At 62.6% G+C, this 23,791-nt stretch carries 24 protein-coding genes; 19 read left to right on the top strand and 5 right to left on the bottom strand.

The features are described 5' to 3' along the window. Positions 1 to 294: 294 nt before the first annotated feature. The 5 genes from ASD64_RS17725 to ASD64_RS21410 all read left to right on the top strand — a co-directional run bounded on the left by ASD64_RS17725 (position 295) and on the right by ASD64_RS21410 (position 3,098). On the top strand, positions 295 to 1,680 hold the full coding sequence (locus ASD64_RS17725; protein WP_056107737.1) for a M20/M25/M40 family metallo-hydrolase: 1,386 nt from the start codon (positions 295 to 297) through the stop codon (positions 1,678 to 1,680). Between the two features lie 7 nt (positions 1,681 to 1,687). Further along, entirely contained in the window at positions 1,688 to 2,311 is a 624-nt protein-coding gene (locus tag ASD64_RS17720; RefSeq protein ID WP_056107734.1) for a ribonuclease D, read from the top strand. Between the two features lie 53 nt (positions 2,312 to 2,364). Continuing rightward, on the top strand, positions 2,365 to 2,574 hold the full coding sequence (locus tag ASD64_RS17715) for a hypothetical protein (protein ID WP_056107732.1): 210 nt from the start codon (positions 2,365 to 2,367) through the stop codon (positions 2,572 to 2,574). A gap of 100 nt (positions 2,575 to 2,674) precedes the next feature. After that, positions 2,675 to 2,929, top strand: a complete 255-nt coding sequence (locus tag ASD64_RS17710) for a GlsB/YeaQ/YmgE family stress response membrane protein (RefSeq protein WP_056107729.1) — start codon at positions 2,675 to 2,677, stop codon at positions 2,927 to 2,929. Positions 2,930 to 2,951: 22 nt separating this feature from the next. After that, entirely contained in the window at positions 2,952 to 3,098 is a 147-nt protein-coding gene (locus ASD64_RS21410; protein ID WP_156460209.1) for a hypothetical protein, read from the top strand. Between the two features lie 64 nt (positions 3,099 to 3,162). On the opposite strand, the gene ASD64_RS17705 is transcribed toward ASD64_RS21410, so the two are convergent. Beyond that, a complete protein-coding gene (locus ASD64_RS17705; RefSeq protein ID WP_056107726.1) occupies positions 3,163 to 3,465 on the bottom strand; it encodes a DUF982 domain-containing protein in 303 nt (100 codons plus the stop codon). Positions 3,466 to 3,734: 269 nt separating this feature from the next. On the opposite strand from ASD64_RS17705, the gene ASD64_RS17700 reads away from it, so the two are divergent. The 12 genes from ASD64_RS17700 (at position 3,735) to ASD64_RS17645 (ending at position 16,881) form a co-directional block, all read left to right on the top strand. Next, a complete protein-coding gene (locus tag ASD64_RS17700; protein WP_056108091.1) occupies positions 3,735 to 4,160 on the top strand; it encodes a hypothetical protein in 426 nt (141 codons plus the stop codon). 240 nt (positions 4,161 to 4,400) lie between these two features. Next, on the top strand, positions 4,401 to 4,850 hold the full coding sequence (locus ASD64_RS17695) for a universal stress protein (RefSeq protein ID WP_056107723.1): 450 nt from the start codon (positions 4,401 to 4,403) through the stop codon (positions 4,848 to 4,850). Between the two features lie 412 nt (positions 4,851 to 5,262). Beyond that, complete coding sequence (locus tag ASD64_RS17690) at positions 5,263 to 6,318, top strand: tellurite resistance/C4-dicarboxylate transporter family protein (protein ID WP_244480841.1); 1,056 nt, start codon at positions 5,263 to 5,265, stop codon at positions 6,316 to 6,318. 493 nt (positions 6,319 to 6,811) lie between these two features. Then, positions 6,812 to 7,462, top strand: a complete 651-nt coding sequence (locus ASD64_RS17685) for a hypothetical protein (RefSeq protein WP_082550048.1) — start codon at positions 6,812 to 6,814, stop codon at positions 7,460 to 7,462. A gap of 328 nt (positions 7,463 to 7,790) precedes the next feature. Then, entirely contained in the window at positions 7,791 to 8,237 is a 447-nt protein-coding gene (locus ASD64_RS21130) for a hypothetical protein (protein ID WP_156460207.1), read from the top strand. 349 nt (positions 8,238 to 8,586) lie between these two features. Further along, positions 8,587 to 10,827, top strand: a complete 2,241-nt coding sequence (locus ASD64_RS17675) for a transglycosylase domain-containing protein (RefSeq protein WP_056107714.1) — start codon at positions 8,587 to 8,589, stop codon at positions 10,825 to 10,827. Positions 10,828 to 11,015: 188 nt separating this feature from the next. Further along, positions 11,016 to 11,765 carry an SDR family NAD(P)-dependent oxidoreductase gene (locus ASD64_RS17670; protein WP_056107711.1) on the top strand — a complete coding sequence of 250 codons (750 nt, stop codon included), beginning with the start codon at positions 11,016 to 11,018 and terminating at the stop codon, positions 11,763 to 11,765. Positions 11,766 to 11,930: 165 nt separating this feature from the next. Next, positions 11,931 to 13,379, top strand: a complete 1,449-nt coding sequence (cysG, locus tag ASD64_RS17665; protein WP_056107708.1) for a siroheme synthase CysG — start codon at positions 11,931 to 11,933, stop codon at positions 13,377 to 13,379. Continuing rightward, positions 13,376 to 13,675: a DUF2849 domain-containing protein gene (locus ASD64_RS17660; protein WP_056107705.1), complete on the top strand. Its 300-nt coding sequence runs from the start codon at positions 13,376 to 13,378 to the stop codon at positions 13,673 to 13,675. The genes cysG and ASD64_RS17660 overlap by 4 nt, the downstream gene beginning before the upstream one ends. A gap of 85 nt (positions 13,676 to 13,760) precedes the next feature. Then, on the top strand, positions 13,761 to 15,431 hold the full coding sequence (locus tag ASD64_RS17655) for a nitrite/sulfite reductase (RefSeq protein ID WP_056107703.1): 1,671 nt from the start codon (positions 13,761 to 13,763) through the stop codon (positions 15,429 to 15,431). Next, positions 15,406 to 16,170, top strand: a complete 765-nt coding sequence (locus tag ASD64_RS17650; protein ID WP_056107700.1) for a phosphoadenylyl-sulfate reductase — start codon at positions 15,406 to 15,408, stop codon at positions 16,168 to 16,170. Before ASD64_RS17655 ends, ASD64_RS17650 begins: the two co-directional genes overlap by 26 nt. A gap of 171 nt (positions 16,171 to 16,341) precedes the next feature. Then, a complete protein-coding gene (locus ASD64_RS17645; RefSeq protein ID WP_056107696.1) occupies positions 16,342 to 16,881 on the top strand; it encodes a DUF934 domain-containing protein in 540 nt (179 codons plus the stop codon). Positions 16,882 to 16,911: 30 nt separating this feature from the next. Here ASD64_RS17645 and ASD64_RS17640 read toward each other — a convergent pair whose 3' ends face one another. Beyond that, on the bottom strand, positions 16,912 to 17,934 hold the full coding sequence (locus tag ASD64_RS17640) for a fatty acid desaturase (RefSeq protein WP_056107693.1): 1,023 nt from the start codon (positions 17,932 to 17,934) through the stop codon (positions 16,912 to 16,914). 121 nt (positions 17,935 to 18,055) lie between these two features. Continuing rightward, positions 18,056 to 18,241 (bottom strand): hypothetical protein, encoded by a 186-nt coding sequence (locus ASD64_RS17635; RefSeq protein WP_056107690.1) that lies wholly within the window; start codon positions 18,239 to 18,241, stop codon positions 18,056 to 18,058. 230 nt (positions 18,242 to 18,471) lie between these two features. Between ASD64_RS17635 and grpE the strand changes: the two genes are divergently transcribed. Both grpE and ASD64_RS17625 read left to right on the top strand, forming a co-directional pair. Next, on the top strand, positions 18,472 to 19,119 hold the full coding sequence (grpE, locus tag ASD64_RS17630; protein WP_274533369.1) for a nucleotide exchange factor GrpE: 648 nt from the start codon (positions 18,472 to 18,474) through the stop codon (positions 19,117 to 19,119). 165 nt (positions 19,120 to 19,284) lie between these two features. After that, positions 19,285 to 19,917: a trimeric intracellular cation channel family protein gene (locus ASD64_RS17625; protein WP_056107687.1), complete on the top strand. Its 633-nt coding sequence runs from the start codon at positions 19,285 to 19,287 to the stop codon at positions 19,915 to 19,917. Positions 19,918 to 19,929: 12 nt separating this feature from the next. Here the strand turns inward: ASD64_RS17625 and ASD64_RS17620 are convergent, their stop codons facing one another. Both ASD64_RS17620 and ASD64_RS17615 read right to left on the bottom strand, forming a co-directional pair. Continuing rightward, positions 19,930 to 20,766 (bottom strand): GNAT family N-acetyltransferase, encoded by an 837-nt coding sequence (locus ASD64_RS17620; RefSeq protein WP_244480848.1) that lies wholly within the window; start codon positions 20,764 to 20,766, stop codon positions 19,930 to 19,932. A 170-nt stretch (positions 20,767 to 20,936) separates the two neighbouring features. Then, the gene (locus tag ASD64_RS17615; protein ID WP_056107681.1) at positions 20,937 to 23,225 is read right to left on the bottom strand and encodes an ATP-binding protein; all 2,289 of its coding nucleotides are present in this window, start codon (positions 23,223 to 23,225) and stop codon (positions 20,937 to 20,939) included. Positions 23,226 to 23,791: the final 566 nt, after the last annotated feature.

Raw genomic sequence — 23,791 nt, 5'->3', positions numbered from 1 at the left:
TGTAATCTTCGTGCCCTTGAATCGCCATGTTCGAATCCACAGATAGATTGCATCGGCAATTTTCGCCGAAGTCCGGAGTTAGGCCCGTCCCCCGCCGATACCGGACAATGCGGCAGCCTATCCCCCTCTCCGGGCTGCCGCACCGTTTGAGTAAAGCCGCCGTGGTTCCCCCTCCGCCACGGCGGCATTTTTTTGCGCTGTGCCTGCCGCCGCTGCTTCACAGGCATGAGCGGGCTTTTCGTTTTAGTCGCGCCGATCTAGGGTGCCGCCGCAGAATCGAAAGGCTTTTCCAAAATGTCCGTACTCTCTCCCGTCCTCGATCGCCTCGACCAGTCACTGGACAAGAGCCTCGAGCGTTTGTTCGACCTCTTGAGGGTCAAGTCGATCTCGACCGATCCGGCTTACGCCGCCGAATGCCGCAAGGGCGCGGAATGGCTGGTCGCCGATTTGAAGACGATCGGCTTCGAGGCGAGCGTGCGCGACACGCCCGGCCATCCGATGGTGGTTGCGCATCATGACGGCCCTGCCGGAAGTCCGCATGTCCTGTTCTACGGCCATTACGACGTGCAGCCGGTCGACCCGATCGAATTGTGGGAGAGCGACCCGTTTGCGCCAGCCATCAAGGAAGTCGGCCCCGGTCACAAAGTCATTACCGGTCGCGGTTCGGCTGACGACAAGGGCCAGTTGATGACCTTCGTCGAAGCCTGCCGCGCCTGGAAGGCCGTTCATGGCGGCTTGCCGTGCAAGATCACGCTTCTGTTCGAGGGCGAGGAAGAGTCCGGCTCGCCGTCGCTGAAGCCGTTTCTTGAAGCCAACGCGGCTGAACTGAAGGCGGATTTCGCCCTCGTCTGCGACACCGGCATGTGGGACCGCGATACGCCGGCCATTTCCACAGCGCTGCGCGGGCTGGTCGGTGAGGAAATCACCATCCACGCCGCCGACCGCGACCTGCATTCTGGCGAATTCGGCGGCGCCGCCGCCAATCCGATCCGCATCCTGGCAAGGATCCTTGCCGATATTCATGACAAGACCGGCCGCGTCACCATTCCCGGCTTCTATGATGGTGTCGAGGAAACCCCCTCGCAGGTGCTGAAATCATGGGAATCGCTTGGCGAAACCGCCGACGACTTCCTCGGCCCCATCGGCCTGTCGGTTCCGGCCGGCGAGAAGGGGCGTTCGGTGCTGGAACTGGTCTGGGCGCGGCCGACCGCCGAGTTCAACGGCATCACCGGCGGCTACACCGGCAAGGGCTTCAAGACCGTGATTGCCGCGCAGGCCTCGGCCAAGGTGTCGTTCCGGCTCGTCCACAAGCAGAACCCGGACAAGATCCGCGCCGCCTTCCGCAAATTCGTCGAAGAGCGGCTGCCGGCCGACTGCTCGGTCGAGTTCCACAAACATGGCGGCTCGCCGGCCATCCAGCTTTCCTACGATTCGCTCTTCCTGACCAAGGCCAAGCAGGCCCTTTCGGATGAATGGCCAAAGCCTGCCGTGATGATCGCCATGGGTGGCTCGATCCCCATCGTCGGCGATTTCCAGACCTATCTCGGCATGGAGTCGCTGCTGGTCGGCTTCGGGCTTTCCGACGATCGCATCCATTCGCCGAACGAGAAGTACGAGCTTTCTTCTTTCCACAAGGGGCAACGCTCCTGGGCGCGCATCCTTGATGCGCTGACACGCTGAGGTCGTCATGAGCAGCAATATCCGTTTCCATAAGAACGACCTGCCCGATCTCGGCCACTACAACGTCGATGCCGTCGCCATCGACACCGAGACGCTCGGGCTGAACCCGCATCGCGACCGTTTGTGCGTGGTGCAGATTTCACCGGGCGACGGCAGTGCCGACGTCATCCAGATCGAGGCCGGGCAGAAGCGTGCGCCGAACCTCGTCAGCCTGCTTCGCAATCGCAAGATCACCAAGCTGTTCCACTTCGGCCGCTTCGACCTTGCGGTGCTCTATCATGCCTTCGGCGTCATGCCGGAGCCGGTGTTCTGCACCAAGATCGCCTCGCGCCTCACCCGCACCTATACCGACCGCCATGGGCTGAAGGACATCTGCGGCGAACTCATCGGCGTCAGCCTGTCCAAGGTGCAGCAGTCGTCGGACTGGGCGGCGGCGACGCTGAGTGCCGAACAGCTCGAATATGCCGCGTCCGACGTGCTCTATCTGCACCGGCTGCGAGACGTTTTGGCCGGACGGCTGGACCGGGACGGTCGCGCCAGGGAGGCGGAAGCCTGTTTCCGCTTCCTGCCGACGAGGGCAAAGCTCGACCTGATGGGCTGGGACGAACAGGACATCTTCGCGCATAGTTGAGGGCGGAACTTCTTTCGCCCGCCAGCGTTATGCCGGTCACAAGAGGGGGGACCATGCCTGAACGTCAGCCGATTACAACCGCGCCCAAGGATGGTTCCCGGGTCACCGTCTATTGGACGGATGGCGATGGGGTCATGAACGAATCCCTGGCGCGCTGGGATGCCGGAGATCGGGCATGGTGGGCCTACACCGACAGCAGGACGCAAAAGAAAATCGAGCCGACAAGTTGGCGTCCGGCTTCTTCCGATGACGAGGAAGAGTAGTGCTGGCGGCACTGGCCGCTTTCTCATACCTTGTGTTCGTTGAAACTGGAGGTTGATTCGAAGTGCTGCTTCGCTTCAACCGTTGCACGGAGGGAATGCCATGGGTGCGGAAAGTCTGATTGTCTTCCTTATCATCGGTGCAATCGCCGGCTGGTTGGCCGGTCTCATCGTCAAGGGCTTCGGCTTCGGCCTGCTCGGTAATATCGTCGTTGGTATCGTCGGTGCTTTCATTGCCGGCTGGCTGTTCCCGGTGATCGGCCTGGCTTTCGGCGGCGGCATAGTGGCCTCGATCATTCATGCCACTTTAGGGGCGGTGATCCTGCTCTTCCTTATCCGGCTGGTGAAGTCGGCCTGATTTTTCGCCAAGGAGCGCGCCTGTGAACCGGAATACGCTATACCTCATCATTGGCGCGCTCGTCGTCGCGGTCATCGCGCTCGGCGTCTACGTCTACCGCGAAGAATCCAAGCCGGCTGGCGTCGAACTCAAGATCGACAACAACGGCATTTCAATCGAGCAGAACTGAAAATGACATCGCCGTCCCTTGGGACGGCGATGTCGCACGCGCATCAAAGCGCGATTTGCAGAGTTTAATTTGCCGCCCGACGCGGCGCCATATGTCTTTCGGCCACGACTGGCGATGGCCCTCCATCCACCAGAAGCCCGGTGATCCGGGCAAAGCCGGCAAATGACTTTCTCGCCTCTTCGGCGCTCATCTGGGCCGCCATTGCCGCCGAACAGCAATTCAATGCGCAACGATAGACCGGGCCGCGCCGGCCGACCGGCCATTCACGCAAAAACACCATGGCCTCGGCGACGTTATCGATCTCCTCGACGGCATGCCCGTGATCCCGCGACACGCGCACAGGCGAGAAGAATTGCAGGCGATCCATCCAACACCTCCTTCGGTAACCGACACTGATACGATGGGTAACCCGATATAACGCCAGGGTCGTCCGTAGGTTCCAATCAAAAGCCGATTAATGGCAAAAATAGTACGTGGCCGCTGGCAGCCCGCCAGACAGGTCGGACGTCGCCTGCGCCAGCGCTCCGCACGCAGGGGAAGCTGAATGTGATCGCCAATACTGATGACGTTTCGGCGCGTTCGCGCTATACTTTCAGCCATGGACTTGGGGCCACCACCTTTCGAAAGGAGGTCGCCATGAGACATCAAACGATGGACCAGCTGCATGCGGTAGCCGAGGTCCACATTGATCCGATACCGGTATTGGACCGTACCCAGCGCCTCAACCGCTGGTCGGACCTTCTTGACTGCCAACCTGCGCGATTGCTGACCGCGCTTACCGGGACAGAGTATCGGGCGACGCTGGAGCGTGATGCCATGCGCAGCGACAACTCGCCGATCTCGGTTGCCTTCGAGGACAAGCTTTTGCGCGATCAAGGGTTGCAGGACGACACCTATGGCGAGGCAAAGCGCTTCTTCGAGCTGACCGACAATCAGCTCCACGAAATCGTCTGCTATTGCCATGTCGGCGCGACGATGCAGGCTTCAAGGGCTGCAGCGTCCGTCAGGGCGTCAGTGGCAGGACGTGGCTTCTTCGCAGGACTACGGGAAAGCTTCCGCTAGGGCGCCGTGCGTCTTTATGGACGCACAAAGGACGCTCCGGCACTTTGATCAAGGCATTGCCCAAAGACGAGGTTCCCGAAGTCCGGTAGGCGCAAGACGGCGCAGGTTTGTCACCCTGCGCCGCCCTTGGTCGTTGAATGCTTGCGCCACATCAACCTTCGCCCCATTTTTGGGGAGCGTCGAGCTTGCCGTGAACGGTTGGCTCTGGTTTCCTCGTGACCAAGAAAGCGAGGGCAAGCCATGTACACCCATATCCTTATCGCAACCGACGGATCCGACGTCGCGAAGAGCGGGTTCGACCACGGCCTGTCGCTGGCCAACGCCCTGTCGAGCAAGGTCACGATCGTGACCGTGACGGAACCGTTCCCGCTGCTTGCCGGGGCAACCGCAAGCGGATGGATAGCCGGTCCCGACGACATCGCCCGCTACGAAGCGGGCCAGGAAGCCTTTGCCAAGGGCGTGCTTGTGTCGGCCAAGGCGGCTGCTGACAGGGCAGGCGTCAAGGCCGATACCCTTCATGTCGCCGATCGCTGGCCGGCGGACACAATTGTCGAAGTTGCCGAAGCGCGGGATTGCGACCTGATCGTCATGGCTTCGCATGGCCGCCGCGGCCTTGGCCGCCTGATCCTGGGCAGCCAGACCGCCGAGGTTCTCGCGCACAGTAAAATCCCCGTCCTCGTGGTTCGATAGGACTGGCCGTCGGTTTCCCGTAAAGCGGTCGACGCCGATTTTCCCTGCGTGGTGAACCCTGTTTTGCCGCGCGTCGTGAGGTCGGTGCGATGGCGTTTTTTTGCCTGAAATGGCACTCTCGGAATGGCTGGCTCTGCTTGGAAAATTATCTTGAAATGAAAACTTGCTTCCTGTCAGGAAATATGCATAATCAGAAATTGCTGATCCTCCTCTTGATGCAGCAACTCCCAAACCCTCTTTAGCCGCCTTCGGGCGGCTTTTTCTTTGGTGCGTCAGGCTCCTGTCCGAGGGGTCCCTGGTACTGTTTTGCCAAGCTATGGCGGCGATGTCCTGCCTGCCTCAGGCGACAAGCCGGCAGAACGCTTCCGTGCAGCCATGAAAGGCTCTAGGAAACACGGGGGAGATTCGTGCAGTGATACCGTCGCATACCGGGGCAGGCTGGCTTGATCGTCTGGCGGACATGTCGCCGGGCTATTTCGGCTTGGTCATGGCCACCGGAATTGTGTCGCTATCGGCCTTCATGATGGGCCTTCCCGGCCTTGCCCAAGCTCTGTTTTACCTCAATGTCGCGCAATATGGCGTGCTTTGGGTGCTGTATGTCCTGCGCGCCTGGTATCATCCGCGTCGCTTCTTCGGCGACATGATCGCCCACCTTTCCGGTCCCGGCTATTTCACCGTGGTTGCCGGAACCGGCATCCTGGCCAGCCAATTCATCATTCTTGCGCAGGATGTTCGCGTCGGCACCGTGCTATGGCTCGCCACGGCCGTGCTTTGGGTCGGGCTGACCTACACGATCTTCACCGCGCTTACCGTCAAGGGCGAAAAACCGACGCTCGGCACCGGCATCAACGGCGGTTGGCTGCTTGCGGTCGTCGCGACCCAGTCGGTTGCCGTGTCGAGCGCGCTTCTGGCGGCGCAACTGGACCAGCCCTGGCGGCTGGAACTCAATCTGCTGGCCCTGTCGATGTGGCTGTGGGGCGGCATGCTCTACATCTGGCTGATGGCGCTGATCTTCTATCGCTACACGTTCTTTTCGCTCTCACCCGGCGATCTCGAGCCGCCTTACTGGATCAACATGGGCGCCATGGCGATCTCGACGCTTGCCGGTTCCCTCCTGATCGAAAATGCGTCGAGCGCGCCTTTTCTGGTGTCGCTGTTGCCCTTCCTCAAAGGCTTTACCGTGCTTTACTGGGCCACCGGCACGTGGTGGATACCGATGCTGCTTCTGCTCGGCGTCTGGCGTTACGTTTATGGGCGGTTCCCGGTCACTTACGACCCGCTTTACTGGGGCGCGGTGTTTCCGCTCGGCATGTATGCTGCCTGCACCTTCCAGATCGACCGCGCCATGGAATTTTATTTCCTCGGCCTGCTCGCGTGGGTCTTTCTCCTTGCCGCGATCGTCGCCTGGAGCATGACCTTCCTCGGCATGCTTTACGGATTGGTGCGCAAGCGGCCGGCCAGGTCGTGAACTCATAAATCTGGTCGAAATGGTGTGAGGCCATCTGTTCGGATACGCGGAGAAAGAGCGCCGGAAGGTGCCATTTCGATCACGTTCATGAGTCCACGACCTAAACCGTTGCAAAGCGCTGTCTGAGCGGCCTGCTCGTTCCCGCGGAATACATCATGTGATTGCCGGGCCTCACGCGCCCGCATGGAGGCGATCCAGGACCGTGACGCTCCGGCGTCGAAGCATCGTCGGGAAAATACAAGTTCAAAAATTCGAGCGAGATTTCAGTTGCATGAATTGCGATATTTAGTCTACTCTAATGTAGATAAGGATTGTATGTATTTAAGCTTCATTTGTGTATTACCTTATATACTAACACACTATAAAATTTATACTAAAAACATAAGCAGAGGTTTTCTTGTTTATTTATTCCTAAGCTGTGACACTGGCCTCGCACTAACTTGAATCAATGATTCTGATCTATCCATGGATTCAGAGTAACGGAGGCATCAACATGGCATACTCGGGCAACTCACGGGCAAAGTTCCTTTGCGCATCTGCTTTCGCGTTGGCTCTGGCCTTCCCGGTCCAGGCGCTGGAAATTGGGGGCAAAGATCTTGGCGTCAGTGTCGGCGGCAAGAATGGCGGACTGGGCGTCGGGGTCTCTGTCGGCGGCTCCAAAGGTCTGAATGCAGGCGTCGGGGTGGGAACCAGCAAGGGCCTCGACGTCGGCGCCAAGGCCTCTCTCGGCGGCAAGGACGGCGTCAATGCGGGCGTTGGCGCCAATGTTGGCGGCACAAGCGCTGTTTCGGCAGGTCTGGGTGCGTCGGTTGGCGGCAAGAGCGGGCTCAATGCGGGCACCGGACTTAGCGTCGGCGGCGAGCAAGCGGTCTCCGCTCGTGTCGGCGTGGGCCTTGGCGGACCGTCGGGGATCGGCGTCAACATTGGGATTGGCCAGCCCACACCGACACCGACCGGCCCGGGAGCCGGGCCGACGGGTCCGACAAATCCTGGCCTGGGCAAAGTCCCCGGCGTCATCGCCAACATGTCGCCCAGCCAGGTCCGGATGCTGCGCAAGCGGTGCATCGATGTCCTCGGCAATCCGGGCAGCTACGACGCGCAATTGGCCCAGCTTTGCAAGATATTGCAGATGGCCAAGCTCTGAGGCTGCGGGTCTGAATTCTCCCGGGTCCGGCTAATGCATGTCGTCCGAAAGTGGGAACCGGTTTCGGGATAACGACATGCATGGAAACAGGTACTTGGAGCGCAGCCCGCGAATCTGAAAGATCGCGACGCGCTCTAGGCTCAGCAACACGAAACGCTGCCGCGGTATTGCATGTACCGCGGCAGTTGCTTGTGAAAGCGCCAAAGTGTCGAATCCATTATGGGCGCGTTCGGTGAGCGTGACGCCCTTCATCGCCGTATCAAGCAGCCGCTTGATTAGCGTTTCCAAATGAGCTTGGCTTGGACAGCTTTCGGGAGCGGGGGCATAAGTGAAAAAGCGCGTTCACGTCACTTTGACGGTAAAAATTGACGTTGACGCCGAATACTCGGCAGAAGATCACGTCGAGGACATTCTCAAAACCGCAAGAAAAACTTCTCCGTTTTCTCATGTGGATGTTTTGAATTTTAAAATTAGTGATACTGCCGGAGAGCCAGATCGTAGCGCCTTCGTGCGCCTTTTGGATCTGGTCTTACTGCGGTCTTTGGGGCGACCTTTCGTCGCCCGCACTTTTAAATCAAAGATAAAAATCCCATATTGGAAATGCAATATGGAGAAAAGAAAGATGATAGCAGCACAGCGAGAGAGGCCGGAAGACAGGCACGCGAGAGCAGACAGAGTTGCGCGAGAACATATTCTGTCAGAGCGCCGTGAACGCGAACGGAAAACTGCCCGCCTTCGCGCACTGAGGCTCGAAATGGAAAAAGCGGCAAATTAATCTGCGCAGCCGCCTTCGGTAGGGCGCGGTTTTGCGAATGAACGCCCCGCGTCAATCCCTTCATCGCCGTTTCGCCGGCCGCCTTGGGCCCATATCACGGCCGCGGCATGGCCTGACCAAGAAGCTACGCCGGTAACCGGATTGAGCACCTTCGATGCAAGTGTCACGACGCGTGTCGGTGGTTTTCGGAAAAAAGCTGGTCAGGCCACCCGTGCTCAGAGCGGTAACAGATGCCGCCCAAACGGTTGAAAACAAATAGCTTTAAATTGCGCGATTTTAACCCGCCCTTAAATCGCCGCATCTAGCCTCCACTCGATCGCCATCGGCAGGGGACGGGCAATATCGGGGCATGGCGAACCGCAGGGACAGACGCATCGAGCCCAGCTTCGACGAACCGGCACGCGGTGCCGCGTCGTTGGGCTTTGCGGTGCGTGAGGAGGATCGCATCGTGCCCAGCCGCAAGACCTCTGCCAAACGCAAGCCGGCCAAGGCAACCAAGGCAAAATCGCCGCGTGGCCGCCGCAAGTCGCGGCGCGGCCTGTTGGGCATTTTCGCACGGCTCGCCTACTGGTGCTTCGTGCTCGCCATCTGGTGCGGCATCGCCGGCGCCGGCCTGGTGGTCTACTACGGCGCCAAGATGCCGTCGGCCACCACCTGGGCGATCCCCGAACGCGCGCCCAACATCAAGATCGTTTCCGTCGATGGCCAGCTCGTCGCCAATCGCGGCATGAGCGGCGGCGAGGCGGTCGGCCTCAAGGGCATGTCGCCCTATATCCCGCAAGCCGTCATCGCCATCGAGGACCGCCGTTTCTATTCGCATTTCGGCATCGATCCGATCGGGCTTGCCCGGGCGATGGCGACCAACGTGGTCAACGGCCGCTTCTCGCAGGGCGGCTCGACGATCACCCAGCAGCTTGCCAAGAACCTGTTCCTCAAACCCGACCGCACGCTGGAGCGCAAGGTGCAGGAAGTGTTGCTTGCGCTGTGGCTCGAGCACAAGCACAGCAAGGACCAGATCCTGGCAATGTATCTCAACCGGGTCTATTTCGGCTCGGGCGCCTATGGCGTGGAGGCGGCTTCGCGCCGCTATTTCGGCAAGGGCGCGCGCGACGTGTCGCTGCCTGAGGCGGCACTCCTCGCCGGCCTGCTCAAGGCGCCGTCCCGGCTGTCGCCGGCGCGCGATCCGAAGGCCGCCGAGGAGCGCTCGCAACTGGTGCTGGCCGCCATGCGCGACGAAGGCATGATCTCGGCGAAGGAACTCACCTTTGCCATGAGCGCGCCGGCAACGCGCTCGCCTTCCTACTGGACCGGTTCGGAGAACTATGTCGCAGATACGGTGATGGAGGAACTGCCCGACCTGATCGGGGAGGTCGAGGGCGACATCATCGTCGACACCACCATCGATCTCAACCTGCAGAGGCTTGCCGAAAAGTCGATCCGCCGGCTGATCGACGAGAACGGCAACAAGCTCGACGTCAGCCAGGGGGCGCTTGTCTCGATCGACAATTCCGGCGCGGTCAGGGCAATGGTCGGGGGCTACGACTATTCGACCAGCCAGTTCGACCGCGCCTCCGAAGCGCGCCGCCAGCCGGGTTCGGCCTTCAAGCCGTTCGTCTACATGGCGGCGCTGGAGTCGGGCCGCACGCCCGACAGCGTGCGCAACGACGCGCCGATCCGCATCGGCAAGTGGAAGCCGGAAAACTACGGCGGCAAATATTACGGCAAGGTCACGCTGGCGACGGCGCTGGCCAAATCGCTGAATTCGGTGGCGGCGCAGTTGACCATGGAGGTCGGACCCGATGCCGTGGTCGAGGCTGCCCGACGCATGGGCATCCAGTCCGAATTGCAGAACAACGTCACCATTTCGCTCGGCACGTCTGAAGTCACGCCGCTCGAACTGACGGCCGCCTATGTGCCGTTCGCCAACGGCGGCTATCGCCCGCCGGTGCATTTCATCCGCCGCGTCACGACGGCCAAGGGCAAGGTGCTCTACGAGAATTCGGCCGGCAGCGCGCCGCGCGTCATCAAGCCCGAGATCGTCGGCATGATGAACGCCATGATGACCGGTACGGTCGAAACGGGAACGGCGCGCAAGGCCGCTTTCGCATGGCCGTCGGCAGGCAAGACCGGCACCAGCCAGAATTCGCGCGACGCCTGGTTTGTCGGCTACACCGCCAATCTCACCACCGGCGTGTGGTTCGGCAACGACGATGGCCGGCCCATGAAGAAAGTCACCGGCGGCGCGCTGCCGGCGCAGGCCTGGCATGAATTCATGGTCGCAGCACACGAAGGTGTGCCGGTCGCGCCATTGCCGGGAACGTGGAAATCGAAGCCCTCTGATGCAGTCGTCGACGGTGGCGCGATCCGCAAGGCCCCGCCAGCCGATGTCGGTGGCGATCCCGTTCCGTTGGTTCCCGCCAACAGGCCGGTACGCAACGTGCCGGTGGCCGAAAACGGCGGCGGCAAGCTGGCGATGCCCGGCGATGGCGGTTCGACCGCCTCGATCAAGCGGCCTGTGCCGCCCGGCGACGTCGGCGGGCCGATGAAGAAGAACGGCGGTTCGATCTTCGACCTGCTCACCGGCGGCTGATCTGTCTGCCTTCCTGCAGGAATGCAGGCAGGCAGATGAGCGACGGGCAGCGGCGACGCTCGGTCGCTTGACTTTGCTGGCTCCCTCGCGCTCTTCGGGCCACCCGCGACTCGCCGGCTGTGACAAGGTCGCGTGCCTCTCGCCAGTGCCGGTCGGTTCGGCTACATGTGTGCCCCGGAGAACATCGAATGGCCGATATGGACGCAAGAAAGACCATCGTTTTGACCGGCGCCAGCCGTGGCATCGGCCACGCCACAGTCAAGCGCTTCTCGCGCGAAGGGTGGCGCGTCATTACCTGTTCCAGGCAGGCGTTCGCCGAGGATTGCCCGTGGCCGGCCGGGCCTGAGGATCACATCAAGGTCGATCTTGCCGACCAGGAGGATGTCGGCGTCGCCGTATCGGAAATCCGCCACCGGCTGGAAGCGCATGGCGGCCAGCTCCACGCGCTGGTCAACAATGCCGGCATTTCACCCAAACTTCCCGGCAGCGGCCGCATGAATTCCATCGACACGCCGATGCATGTCTGGCGCGACGTGTTCCAGGTCAATTTCTTCGCGCCGATCATGCTGGCGCGCGGCCTGTTTCGGGAACTGGCGACGGCCAAGGGCTCGATCGTCAACGTCACCTCCATCGCCGGCACGCGCGTGCATCCCTTCGCCGGGACGGCTTACGCCACCTCGAAGGCGGCGCTCGGTTCGCTGACGCGCGAGATGGCGCACGATTTCGGGCCGCACGGCATTCGCGTCAACGCCATCGCGCCGGGCGAGATCGACACCGCTATCCTGTCGCCGGGAACGGAGAAGATCGTCGAGACGATCCCGTTGCGCCGTCTCGGCACGACGGCGGAAGTGGCCGACATCATCTTCTTCCTGTGCTCCACCCAGGCCTCCTACGTGACCGGTTCGGAAATCCACATCAACGGCGGCCAGCACGTCTGAAGTTGCGCGTCCAGCGCACGCCGCTCGCCAACCTGAAAATTTATTCTTCGCCATTCCCCGCTTTCAGAAAAGCGATTGCATTCAGTCAAACGGCGCGCGAGTGCGTTTCTTCTGATCTTCCCTGAGCACGGCTAAAAATGTCAGCCTGTTCAGGGTTTTACCGCAATGGCGCATGACACTCCCAAGCTGAATGCTTTCCCCGTGTTCCTGCGGGTTGAGGGCAAGACCGTGGCCATCGTCGGCGGCGGCGAGGAAGCGCTCGCCAAGGCGCGGCTGCTTAGCCAGTCATCGGCCCGGCTCAGCATCATTGCGCACCAAGCCTCGGCCGACCTGCTCGACTGGATCACTGCCAACGGTGCTGTCCATATCGCTGCACCCTATGCGCCGGCCCATCTTGCTGGTTCCATCATGGTGTTCGCGGCTAGCGGCGAGGAAGATCTCGACCGCCGCGTTGCAGCAGATGCGCGCCGGCAGGGTATTGCGGTCAATGCCGTCGATCGTCTCGACCTGTGCGATTTCTTTACGCCCGCGCTGGTCAACCGCGCGCCGGTCGCCATCGCCATCGGCACCGAAGGGGCAGGGCCGGTGCTTGCCCAGATGATCCGCGCCCGTATCGACCAGTTGCTGTCGCCTTCGCTCGGCTCGCTGGCAACGCTTGCCGTTTCGTTCCGCCATGCCGCCGAGCGGCTGCTGCCCAAGGGTGCGGCGCGGCGGCGCTTCTGGAGCGATTTCTTTTCCGGCGCGCCTGCGCGCGCTATCGCTGCCGGTCGGCTTGCCGAGGCCCATGATGCGGCCTCGCGCCTGCTTGTTTCCACCACACGATCCACCGGCCACATCGCGCTGGTCGGCGCGGGTCCCGGCGCGGAAGACCTTTTGACGCTTCGGGCGCAGCGCCTGCTGATGGATGCCGACATCATCCTTTACGACGCTTTGGTTCCGGAAGCCGTTGTCGCCATGGGCCGCCGCGATGCCGAGCGCGTCTCGGTCGGCAAGCGCAAGGGCTGCCATTCAAAGACCCAGGCCGAGATCAATTCCCTGCTGGTCGAGCTTGGCCGCGAGGGCAAGCGCGTCGTGCGCCTCAAGAGCGGCGATCCGCTGGTGTTCGGCCGTGCCGGCGAGGAAATGGCTGCGCTGCGCGATGCCGGCATTTCCTACGAGGTCGTGCCGGGCGTCACCGCAGCTTTCGCCGCCGCCGCCGATTTCGAGTTGCCGCTGACCTTGCGCGGCGTCACCTCCTCGCTGGTGTTCACTACCGGCCACGACCTGAAAGGCAATTCGCTGCCCGACTGGGCCAAGCTTGCCATCTCGGGCGCCACCGTCGCCGTCTATATGGGCCGCTCGGTTGCCGCAGAGGTTGCCGGGCGCTTGATGGAAGCCGGCCTTGCCTCCGATACGGCGGTCGCGGTGGTCGAGAACGCCAGCCTTGGCCATCGCCGCAAGTTCCACGGCACGCTGGCCGACCTGCCATCGCTGGAAGCGCGAAACGATCTTTCCGGCCCGGTGATGACCATCATCGGCGATGCCGTCGCCGGCGCCAATTTCGAGCATTCCGAACCCCTTGCCCTTGGCAAGCTCCAGCACGCTCACCCCAGGATCGAAGGAGTGGATGCATGAAGCTGTTGACCGCAAACCGGCTGAGCGACGGCGAAGCCGTCTGGTACGCCGATGGCCAATGGGTCGAGACGATCGCCGAGGCGCTGATCGCCCATGACAAGGGTAGCCAGGAAGCGCTCGAATCTATCGGCAACCAGGCGCTGGCCGACAATCTCGTCGTCGACGTCAACCTGATCGACATCGAAATCGTCGACGGCTCAATCCACCCTATCCGGCTGCGCGAGCGTATCCGCGCCGCCGGCCCGACCATTCGCAACGACCTCGGCAAGCAGGCCCGCATCCAACAAGCCGCCTAGAGCATGACCCCGAAAAGTGGCCCCGGTTTTCGGACAAGGTCATGCTCGGGAAACGCAGCAAACAAACGGCCACGGAAACACGACCATGTATCGCTACGATGAGTTCGACCACGAATTTGTTCAGGCCCGCGTCGCGCAGTTCGGCGACCAGGTGGAGCGCCGGTTGGCCGGCGAGATCACCGAGGACCAGTTCCGGCCGCTCAGGCTGATGAACGGCGTCTACCTGCAACTGCACGCCTACATGCTGCGCATCGCCATTCCCTATGGCACGCTGCATCCGCGCCAGTTGCGCATGCTCGCCCATATCGCCCGCACCTACGACAAGGGTTACGGCCACTTCACCACGCGCCAGAACATCCAGTTCCACTGGCCGGCGCTGTCGGACGTGCCGGCGATCCTGGCCGATCTCGCCACGGTCGAGATGCACGCCATCCAGACCAGCGGCAACTGCATCCGCAACGTCACCGCCGATCACTTCGCCGGTGCCGCCGCCGACGAGGTCGCCGATCCGCGCCCTTATGCCGAGATCCTGCGCCAATGGTCGTCGGTGCACCCGGAATTCTCCTACCTGCCGCGCAAGTTCAAGATCGCGGTGACCGGTGCCGAGCGCGACCGCGCGGCCATCAAGACGCACGACATCGGCCTGCACCTGAAGAAGAACGACGAGGGTGAACTCGGCTTTGCCGTCTATGTCGGCGGCGGGCTTGGCCGCACGCCGATGGTGGCCAAGAAGATCCGCGATTTCCTGCCGCAGGAGCACCTTCTGTCCTATGTCACGGCGATCCTGCGCGTCTACAATTTGCACGGCCGCCGCGACAACAAGTTCAAGGCGCGCATCAAGATCCTCGTTCACGAAACCGGCACCGAAGAACTGGCAAGCTGGGTCGAGGCCGAATGGCAGGCGCTGAAGGACGGCGAACTCAAGCTGCCGGAACAGGACGTTAGCGCCATCCGGTCCTATTTCGCCCCGCCGGCCCTGACCGCCCGACCGGAAGGCGACGAGGCCGTGCGCGTGGCGCGGCTGGATTCCCGTTCATTCGGCGAATGGCTCGGCCAGAACGTCACCACCCACCGCAACCCCGACTATGCGGCGGTGACGATTTCGCTGAAGAGCATCGGCGAAACTCCCGGCGACATCAGCGACAGCCAGATGGAGGCGATCGCCGATCTGGCCGAACGCTACGCCTTCGACGAGGTGCGGGTCACGCACGAGCAGAACCTGGTCCTGCCGCATGTGGCGCGCGCCGACCTCAAGGCGGTCTATGACGGGCTGGTGGAAATCGGCCTGGCGACCGCCAATGCCGGGCTGATCAGCGACATCATCGCATGCCCCGGCCTCGATTATTGCGCGCTCGCCAATGCCCGCTCCATTCCGGTGGCGCAACAGATCGCCAGGCGCTTTTCCTCATTGGAACGGCAGCGCGACATCGGCGAGTTGAAGCTCAAGATTTCGGGCTGCATCAACGCCTGCGGCCATCATCATGTCGGCCATATCGGCATTCTCGGCGTCGAAAAGAAGGGTGCCGAACTCTACCAGATCACGCTTGGCGGTTCGGCGGACGAGAACACCACCGTGGGCGAGATCATCGGACGCGGCTTCGGCCCGGACGAGATCGTCGATGCGGTCGAAGCACTGGTGGAGACCTATCTCGCCATCCGCAGCGATCATTCCGAACGCTTCCTCGACGTTTATCGCCGGGTTGGCCCGGCGCCGTTCAAGGAGGTCCTCTATGGAGCAGAAGCCAAGGCCGCTTGATGGCGTTGCGGAAGCCGAATCCGGCGTTGTTGCCGCCGCCGCCGGCCTCGATGCGCTCTATGGCCATTTCTCGGCTGCCGAAATCATCGAGCGGTCGATCACCGACCTGTTCAACGGCGAAATAGCGGCGGTTTCCTCGTTCGGCGCCGATTCGGCGGTGCTGTTGCACCTGATTGCGCAAGTGGACCGCAGCCTGCCGATCGTGTTCCTCGATACCGGTAAGCATTTTGAGGAGACGCTGTCCTACCGCGATGCGCTGGCCGCCGATTTCGGCCTGACCAACATCCGCGTCGTCACGCCGGACGCGGCGGCACTGGCGCGCGTCGATGCGGCCGGCCGTCTGCATGAAACCGACGTCGATGCCTGCTGCGACGTGCGCAAGGTCGAGCCGATGGCGCGCGGCGTCGAGCCGTTCCGTGCCTGGTTCACCGGCCGCAAGCGCCATCAGGCTTCGACCCGAGCCGCCTTGCCGGCTTTCGAGGCGGTCGGTCCGCGCATCCGAATCAATCCGCTTGCCCATTGGACGACCTCGGATCAGGCCGACTATATGCGGGCGCATGCCTTGCGGGCCAACCCGCTGGTTGCCTACGGTTATCTGTCGATCGGCTGCTTCCCATGCACCAAGCCGGTCGAGCAGGGCCAGGATGCGCGCAGCGGCCGCTGGGCGGGCCATGCCAAGACCGAATGCGGCATCCATCTTTCAGGGCTGGAAAAGTCGCTGACCGACGCATCTCTTTAGAGCATGATCCCGAAAAGTGGGCACCGGTTTTCGGATAATGGAGCATGATCCCGAAAAGTGGGCACCGGTTTTCGGATAGGATCATGCTCAAGCGAATATGGAGCATGATCCCGAAAAGTGGGCACCGGTTTTCGGGCAAGATCATGCGCAAGCAATATTAGGGACGTTTGTATGACCACGGACCAAGAACCGGAGACAGAAGTCCGCCTCTGGACCCCGCAAGGTTTCCGCGAGGATGAGTGGACCCATGCCGAAAGCGCTGACGCGCTTGTCGGCAATGGCCGTTTCATCCTTCCGTTGCAGGTTTTCCTCGACCTCGATCCGCAGGAGCGCGAACTGGCCAAGGAGCGGCTCGGCGTGCTCTTGCAGCCGGGAGACCAGTTGGAGGCGATCGCCGGCCTCTTCGACACGCTGTCGCTGGTGGCGCTGGCCTTTCCCGCCTTCACCGACGGCCGCAGCTATTCCAAGGCTGAGCTTTTGCGCAGCCGCCATGGCTTCGAGGGTGCGGTGCGCGCCGTCGGCCAGGTGCTGGTCGACCAGTTGCCGCACATGTTGCGCGTCGGCTTCAGCGAGTTCGAGATTTCCAACCCGGTTTTGTTGAAGCGGCTTGCCAGCGGCGATGTTGGCGGCTTGCCGCTCCATTACCAGCCCGCCGCAAAACCTGCTGCGGCGGGCGGCAAATATTCCTGGCGGCGCACGCCCGGCGCCTGATCGGCGTCGATGGGCCGCATGGAACGGGCGTCAGCTTGCCATGCGCGCTTCGCGAAAGGACACGAGTTTCCCCCGCGTTTCGTCCCATAGCGCCAGCTTGACGAAGCGGAAACTCTCCAGAAGCGTGATGCGGCCGATGGTTCGCAGTTCCGGGTGGTCGCGAAGCACCTCCGGCAACCGATAGTGCGGCACCTTGGCCGACAGGTGGTGCACGTGATGGATGCCGATATTGCCGGTGAACCAGTTCAGCACCGCAGGCAGGTCGTAGTAGGACGATCCGTAAAGCGCTGCATGCTGGAATTCCCAATCCGGCTCCCGTGCCCACTCCGTCTCCTCGAACTGATGCTGGACGTAGAACAGCCATATGCCGATGGAGCCGGCGAGAACCACGATCGGCACATGGACGATCAGAAATGCGCCGAGGCCGACGAACCAGGCGATAGAGGCAATGGCGAATGCGATGGCAAGGTTGGTGGCCATGGCGGAAACCCATGGCGTCAAGCCACTTTTCATCATTCCCACCGGCAGTCTCTGCTCGAAAAGGAACAGCCAGGTCGGGCCGATGCCGAACATGACGAGCGGGTGCCGGTACAGCCGGTAGGCGATCCGGCGGCGCAGCGGAAGCGCCTGATACTCGCTCACCGTCAGCGTCTTGATGTCGCCCATGCCGCGTTCGTCGAGATTGCCCGCGCTGGCGTGGTGAACCGCGTGCGCACGCCGCCAGCAATCGTAAGGCGTCAGGGTGAAAACGCCGAGCGCGCGCCCGGTCCAGTCGTCCGCATGGCGGTTGGCGAAGAACGACCCGTGGCCGCAATCGTGCTGGATCATGAACAAGCGCACGAGAAAGCCGGCGGCCGGGATGATGAGCACCAGGCCCCACCAGTAGCCATAGGCATAAGCGGCCCAGGTCAGGGCCCAGATGGCCGCAAAGGGGATGAATGTGATGGCAAGCTCGATCACGCTGCGCCGCCGGTCAGGCTTCTTGTAGCGCGCGAGAATCTTGAGCCACGCGAGCTTGCTGCTCGCAACCGCTTCCGGGGAAATCATGTTCATCAGAAAGCTTAGACAGACAGGCTGTCTACGACAAGATGAAACATTAATCGGCAAATGGGCTTTTTGTCACGCGCGGCCGGCAAGCAGCTCCCGAGTGCCGGTTGCAAGCCCGGACCAGGACCTATGTCTCGGCCTTCCTCTCCACCTCGTTCAGCTCGTCGAGCAGGTCTTGAAGATGCCGGGGCATCTCGGTCACGACCTTGAAGGTGGGCATGGAGCGGAGCAGGCGCCGCGTTGCTTGCGCGCCTGCCTGGCGCTTGATGGTGCTTGCGAGGTCTTGTTGCTTCTCGCTCGCGGTACGGGTCATCGTTTCAAATCCTTATGCGTGGTTTCGAAACTCCCTGTGATCGCAGATGGTTCCCGCATTGCCGCACGAATGCAAATCACACCGGCAGGTACGGTAAAATTTGAATTAATACCGAATGACATGCGCTGCCGCCGAATTGGACGCACGCTTGGTGCCGTCTGTGACGCTACCCCTTGATTTTTGGCTGCCGAACCTCGATATCGGGCCCAACTTCCGAAACCGTTGAGATGATGGATAACGCGATGAGCGACCAGGCAAAAGACGAACGCGCGCCCGAAGAGATCGAGGCCACGCAAGCCGCTGCCGAGCGCACCGAAGGTGGCGTCGAGGGCGACTACGAGGCCTTGATGCGCCTTTTGAAGGAAAACGAGGAACTGAAGGACCGCGCCTTGCGCGCGGCCGCCGAGATGGAGAACCTGCGCCGCCGCACGGCCCGCGACGTGCAGGACGCGCGCGCCTATGCGATCGCCAATTTCGCCCGCGACATGCTGCAGGTGGCCGACAATCTGCAGCGCGCGCTGGATGCCATTCCAGCCGAGGCCAAGGCCTCGGGCGATGCTGGCTTCACGGCGTTGATCGAAGGCGTCGACATTACCGCACGCGGCATGCTCTCCACGCTGGAACGGCATGGCATCAAGAAGCTTGCACCGCAGGGCGAGAAGTTCGACCCGAACTTCCATCAGGCCATGTTCGAGGTCCCGAACCCCGACGTCGCCACCGGCACGGTGGTTGAGGTCGTTCAGCCCGGCTACTCGATCGGCGAGCGGGTGCTGCGCCCGGCCATGGTCGGCGTTTCCAGGGGCGGCCCCAATCCGGCTGCCGGCGACGCCGCTGCCGAACCCGGCCCGGTCAACGAGCAGGCCGAGAAGGACGCCTGAAAGCGAAAAGCGCGTCGCATGAATCCGTTGATCCGCGACGCGCCTAAGCATTGACGCGTCGCGGATCAACGCGTTTCCTGCTACTCGCTACTCGCTACTCGCTACTCGCTACTCGCTACTCGCTACTCGCTACTCGCTACTCGCTACTCGCTACTGGCGGCGTCCATGAACGCGATCACGCTCTTCGACTACTCCGGCGTTGCCGTGTTCGCGGCGACCGGGGCGTTGGCGGCTTCCCGCAAGCAACTCGACATCATCGGCTTTCTGTTCCTGGCCAGCGTCACGGGCATCGGCGGCGGCACTTTCCGCGACCTCATCCTCAACGTCCCGGTGTTCTGGGTCGGCAATGGCGACTATGTGCTGATCTGTGCGGCGGTCGCCGTGCTGGTGTTCTTCACGGCGCATCGGGTCGAATCCCGCTACAAGCTTCTTCTGTGGCTCGACGCCATCGGCCTTGCCGCCTTTGCCGTCATGGGCGCCGCCAAGGGGCTGGCGATCACCGGCTCGCCTCTGGTCGCTCTCATCACCGGCATACTGACGGCCACTTTCGGCGGCATATTGCGCGATCTTCTGGCCGGCGAACCATCGGTGCTGCTGCGCCCGGAGGTCTATGTCACGGCGGCCCTTGTCGGCGCCGGCGTCTACACGGCCGGCGATCTCGCAGGCCTGTCCACGCTCGCTGCCGAACTTAGCGGCTTCGTGGCGGCCTTTATCGTGCGCGGCGGCGCGCTGAAGTTCGGCTGGTCGTTTCCTGCCTACAAGAGCCGCCCTGGCCGCAAGCCCGAAGACATTCCATAGCGCTTGCGCAACTCAGGCCGCGAAGCGCTGGCCCTCGCCGCCGTAATAGTTGACGTAGCGCTGGCCGATCTCCTTCACCGGCATCACCACGAACACGTCGACGGTCGAGAAATCATGGTCGATGACGCAGCCGTCGCCGATACGTGCGCCGACGCGCAGATAGCCTTTGACCAGTGGCGGCATGGCGGCAATCGCCGCCTTGGCATTCACCGCCTCGACCGGCATCAGTTCCATCGAGCAATAGCGGTCCGGCACCGCCTGTACGTCCCAGGCCGGGTTGGTGCGGCAATGGTGGGCGAGATATGTCAGCGCCTCGGCGTGGGCGGCCGGCACCGTTCCGGGGAACGAGGCGCAGCCGGTCATGACGCCGATGTCGTAGTGGTTGATGTAGGCCCAGATGCCTTGCCACAGCGCCTCGATGGTGCGCTTGGAGCGGTATTGCGGCAACACGCAGGAGCGGCCAAGCTCGAGGAAGCGCTGGCCCGGATGGCGCGCGACCAGCCTGGTCAATTCGAACTCGCCTTCGGAATAGAAGCCACCGGCGGCGGCCGCAGCCTCTTGCCGCAGCAGCCGGTAGGTGCCGACGATGCGGCGATGCTCGGGGCCGGGAAGGCTGGAATCGAACACCAGAAGATGGTCGCACAGCGGATCGAACTGATCGGCATCGCGCTGGTCGAGCAGATGCGGGCGGTCCTTGCCGGCGCCGAGTTCGTCGTAGAAGACGCGGTAGCGGACTTCCTGTGCGGCTTTGATCTCCGCCTCGTTGCGGGCCAGACGCACCTCCAGGTTGCCGATGCGTCCGAGCGTCGCGCCCGGCGCGATGGTCGCGGGTTTCTGCCTTGGTACCAGCGCAGGGCCGGCCTTGGCCTTCGAGTCACCTTGCCGAATCGCTGACTGCACGAGTGAATCTCCTTCGGGCCATCCCTCTTGGCGCGGGGATACGATGGTGGTGCAACAGGATTGCGACAGTAGCGTGATCAGGCGCGGGGAGCAATGATTCGCCGGCAAACGGAAAGGGTTCAGGCCGTGACCTGTTCCTGGACGGCGTCGACCAGCGCCTGCGGGTCGAGCGGCTTGGTGACGAAGCCGGAGGCGCCGTGGGCAAGCACCGCGTGGCGGGTCTTTTCCTGGCTGTCGGCCGACAGCACCATGATCGGGATCGGCGGCAGACCCTGTTCTTCCTCATGCCGGCGGATGATGGCGATGGCATCCATGCCGTCCATGACCGGCATGTGCAGATCCATCAAGACGACGTCGTAGCGGTTGCGGTGGCCGATCCTGACCAGCGCTTCCACCGCTTCCTTGCCATTGCCGACCACCTCCACCCGGTGTCCCGCCTTCAGCAAGGTGGCGCGGGCCAGCATGGCGTTGATCTCGTTGTCTTCGGCTATGAGAACGGAAAGGCCGGGCCGGCGTCGCGCTGGGGCCTTGCCGCGGGCGACGCCCCGCTTCTGTGGCTCTTTCGTGTCGGTCACCGCTGTCTGGCCAGCTACGAGGACACGCAGCAAGGTCTCGCCGCGAACCGGCCGGGCGAGGAAACTGGCGTAGCCATTGGCACGGTATTCGCCGAGCCGGCCGCGATCGGTCGGCGCAATCAAGGTAATGGCTTCGCAGGCCGAAAAACCGGTCTGGCGCAATTGTCGCAGCACGCGCCCATCGCTTTCCTCCAGCGCGGCGTCGACCATCAGCACATTGCTGTCGTCTGCCAGCGTTGCTGCCTTGGCGGGCGTTTCGGCAAGGCTCGCCACGCCGCCATAGGCGCGGACGGTGCTGGCAATTGCTTCCGCCTCGACGGTGTTCTTCGAAACGATCACCACCTTGCGCCCTGCAAGCATGTTGTCGCGGCTGTGGGAGACATCGGTCGCGGCGGTGGCAGGAATTTCGAAGATGAATTCCGCGCCCTTGCCGACCGTGCTCGACACCGAGATGGTGCCTTCCATCGCCGCCACCAGCCGTTTGGAAATGGCAAGCCCGAGACCGGCGCCGCCGTGCCTGCGGGTCGAGGTGCCATCGACCTGTTCGAATTCCTCGAAGATGCGCTCCAGGTCGACCTGGCGCATGCCCGGCCCGGTATCGGTTACGGAGAAGCGGATGCGGTCGGTGCCGTCGCCGATCACGCGGGTGATGTTCAGCGATACCCCGCCGGCATCGGTGAACTTGATGGCGTTGCCGATCAGGTTCAGCATCACCTGGCGCACCCGGCCCGGATCGGCGCTGATCGTCTGCGGCACGTCCGGCGCGACATGGCTGCCAAGGCCGATGCCCTTGGCATAGGCGCGCGCGGCGAGCAGTTCGATGATGTTGTCGCCCAGTTCGCGCACCGACATCGTCTGCGGCTCGGGATCGAAACGGCCGGCCTCGATCTTGGAATAATCGAGCAGATCCTCGATCAGTGCCAGCAGCGCGCTGGCGGAGGTGGAGACCGCGCCGACATAGGTGCGCTGTTCCGGCGACAGGTCGGTGTCGACCAACAGCTTCGCCATGCCCATGATGCCGTTCATCGGCGTGCGGATCTCGTGGCTCACCGTGGCGAGAAACCGCGACTTGGCCTGGCTGGCGAATTCGGCCCGCTCCCGCGCCGTGATCAGCGAGGATTCGGCGCGCTTGCGGTCGGTGATGTCGCGGGCGATGGCGCGGTGCGATACAGCGCCGCTCTCCTTGTCGCGCACCGACAGTTCGATCCACGAGAACCAACGCTGGCCGTTCGGCGTGCGGATGCCGACATCGGTGGAACTGAGGCAGTCATGGTCGGAAAAGGCGGCATCGGGAACGATGCCGATATCGATGCCCAGTTCGGCCAGCATCATGCCGGGCAGGTCGTGCGGGTCGACGCCGACCAGATCGGCGAACACCTTGTTGGCGTAAACGATGTTGCCTTGCCGGTCCCGGTGAACGACGAGGTCGCCCAGAGCATCGATCAGGCCGCGGAAGCGCTCCTCGCTTTCCTGCATCTCCCACATGCGGTCGGCCAGCGTCTCGACCTCGGCGCGGCTGCGGGCAACGTTGTTGTCGCGGATCAGGTCGGCACGGTTCTCGATATGGCGCACGCGCAAGTGCATGGCAAGGCCGCAAGCGGCGGTCACCAACAGGCCGATGGTGACGAGCGGCGATGCGCCGGTCAGGTGGGCCAGGCCGGACAGGGCCAGGATGATGGTGTAGGTCAAGAGCGGCAGCGCATGGGGAATGTAGCGCGGGAGCTTAGGCGCCTGCGGTGGCGGCTCGACTTGCAGGCGGCGCATCAGCGGCGGCGTGTTTGCACCGCTGCTTTCGATCTGCTTCACCAATTCGAGCGTGGGCCGTGCATTCATGCCACAATGCTTGGCACACAGACATTAGAGAAGATTTCGGCGGATCGGTCGAATTTTAGCGATCACGCGGGGAACCGTGTTGCCGTGGTAACGGAAACGGTAATTTTGCTTCCAAATTCTGTCTTGAGGCACTCGAAATCGATTGTCGACCCGAACTTTCAAACCGCGCCACCCCGGAAGCCGGTACGCGGCGTCAAAAGTAAAACTTCGTCATGCCGGCAAACCCTAAGGCTTCGTCATGCCGGCCAACCGAGCGCAGCGAGGGCGAGCCGGTATCCATGCCGTGACCTCGCGGCAATGTGCCAGGGTCCAGAACGTGGTCATCCGCGGTCGAGAATGGGGATGGATCCACCTACCTGCCACCCATCTCGCCCGCCAACCCGTTGATCCTGCTCACTTCGAGCAAAAACCTGTCACCGCCCTTATCCACTCTCTTTGTACCTCTCCCATAATCCGTGCCGTCGCTTCTGCGGGAAACTCGGTGCGCACCGGGTATCGAGGGGAAGCGTCGGTGCCGGATTGGTCGCATGACGGTGTGCGGCTGGGTGATGAGCCCCCAAGTCCGG

Origin of the sequence: Mesorhizobium sp. Root157 (genome assembly GCF_001427385.1) — a bacterium.
Taxonomy (GTDB): domain Bacteria; phylum Pseudomonadota; class Alphaproteobacteria; order Rhizobiales; family Rhizobiaceae; genus Mesorhizobium.
Note: the sequence above shows the minus strand (reverse complement) of the source record. Positions and strands in the feature narration are given on the sequence as shown.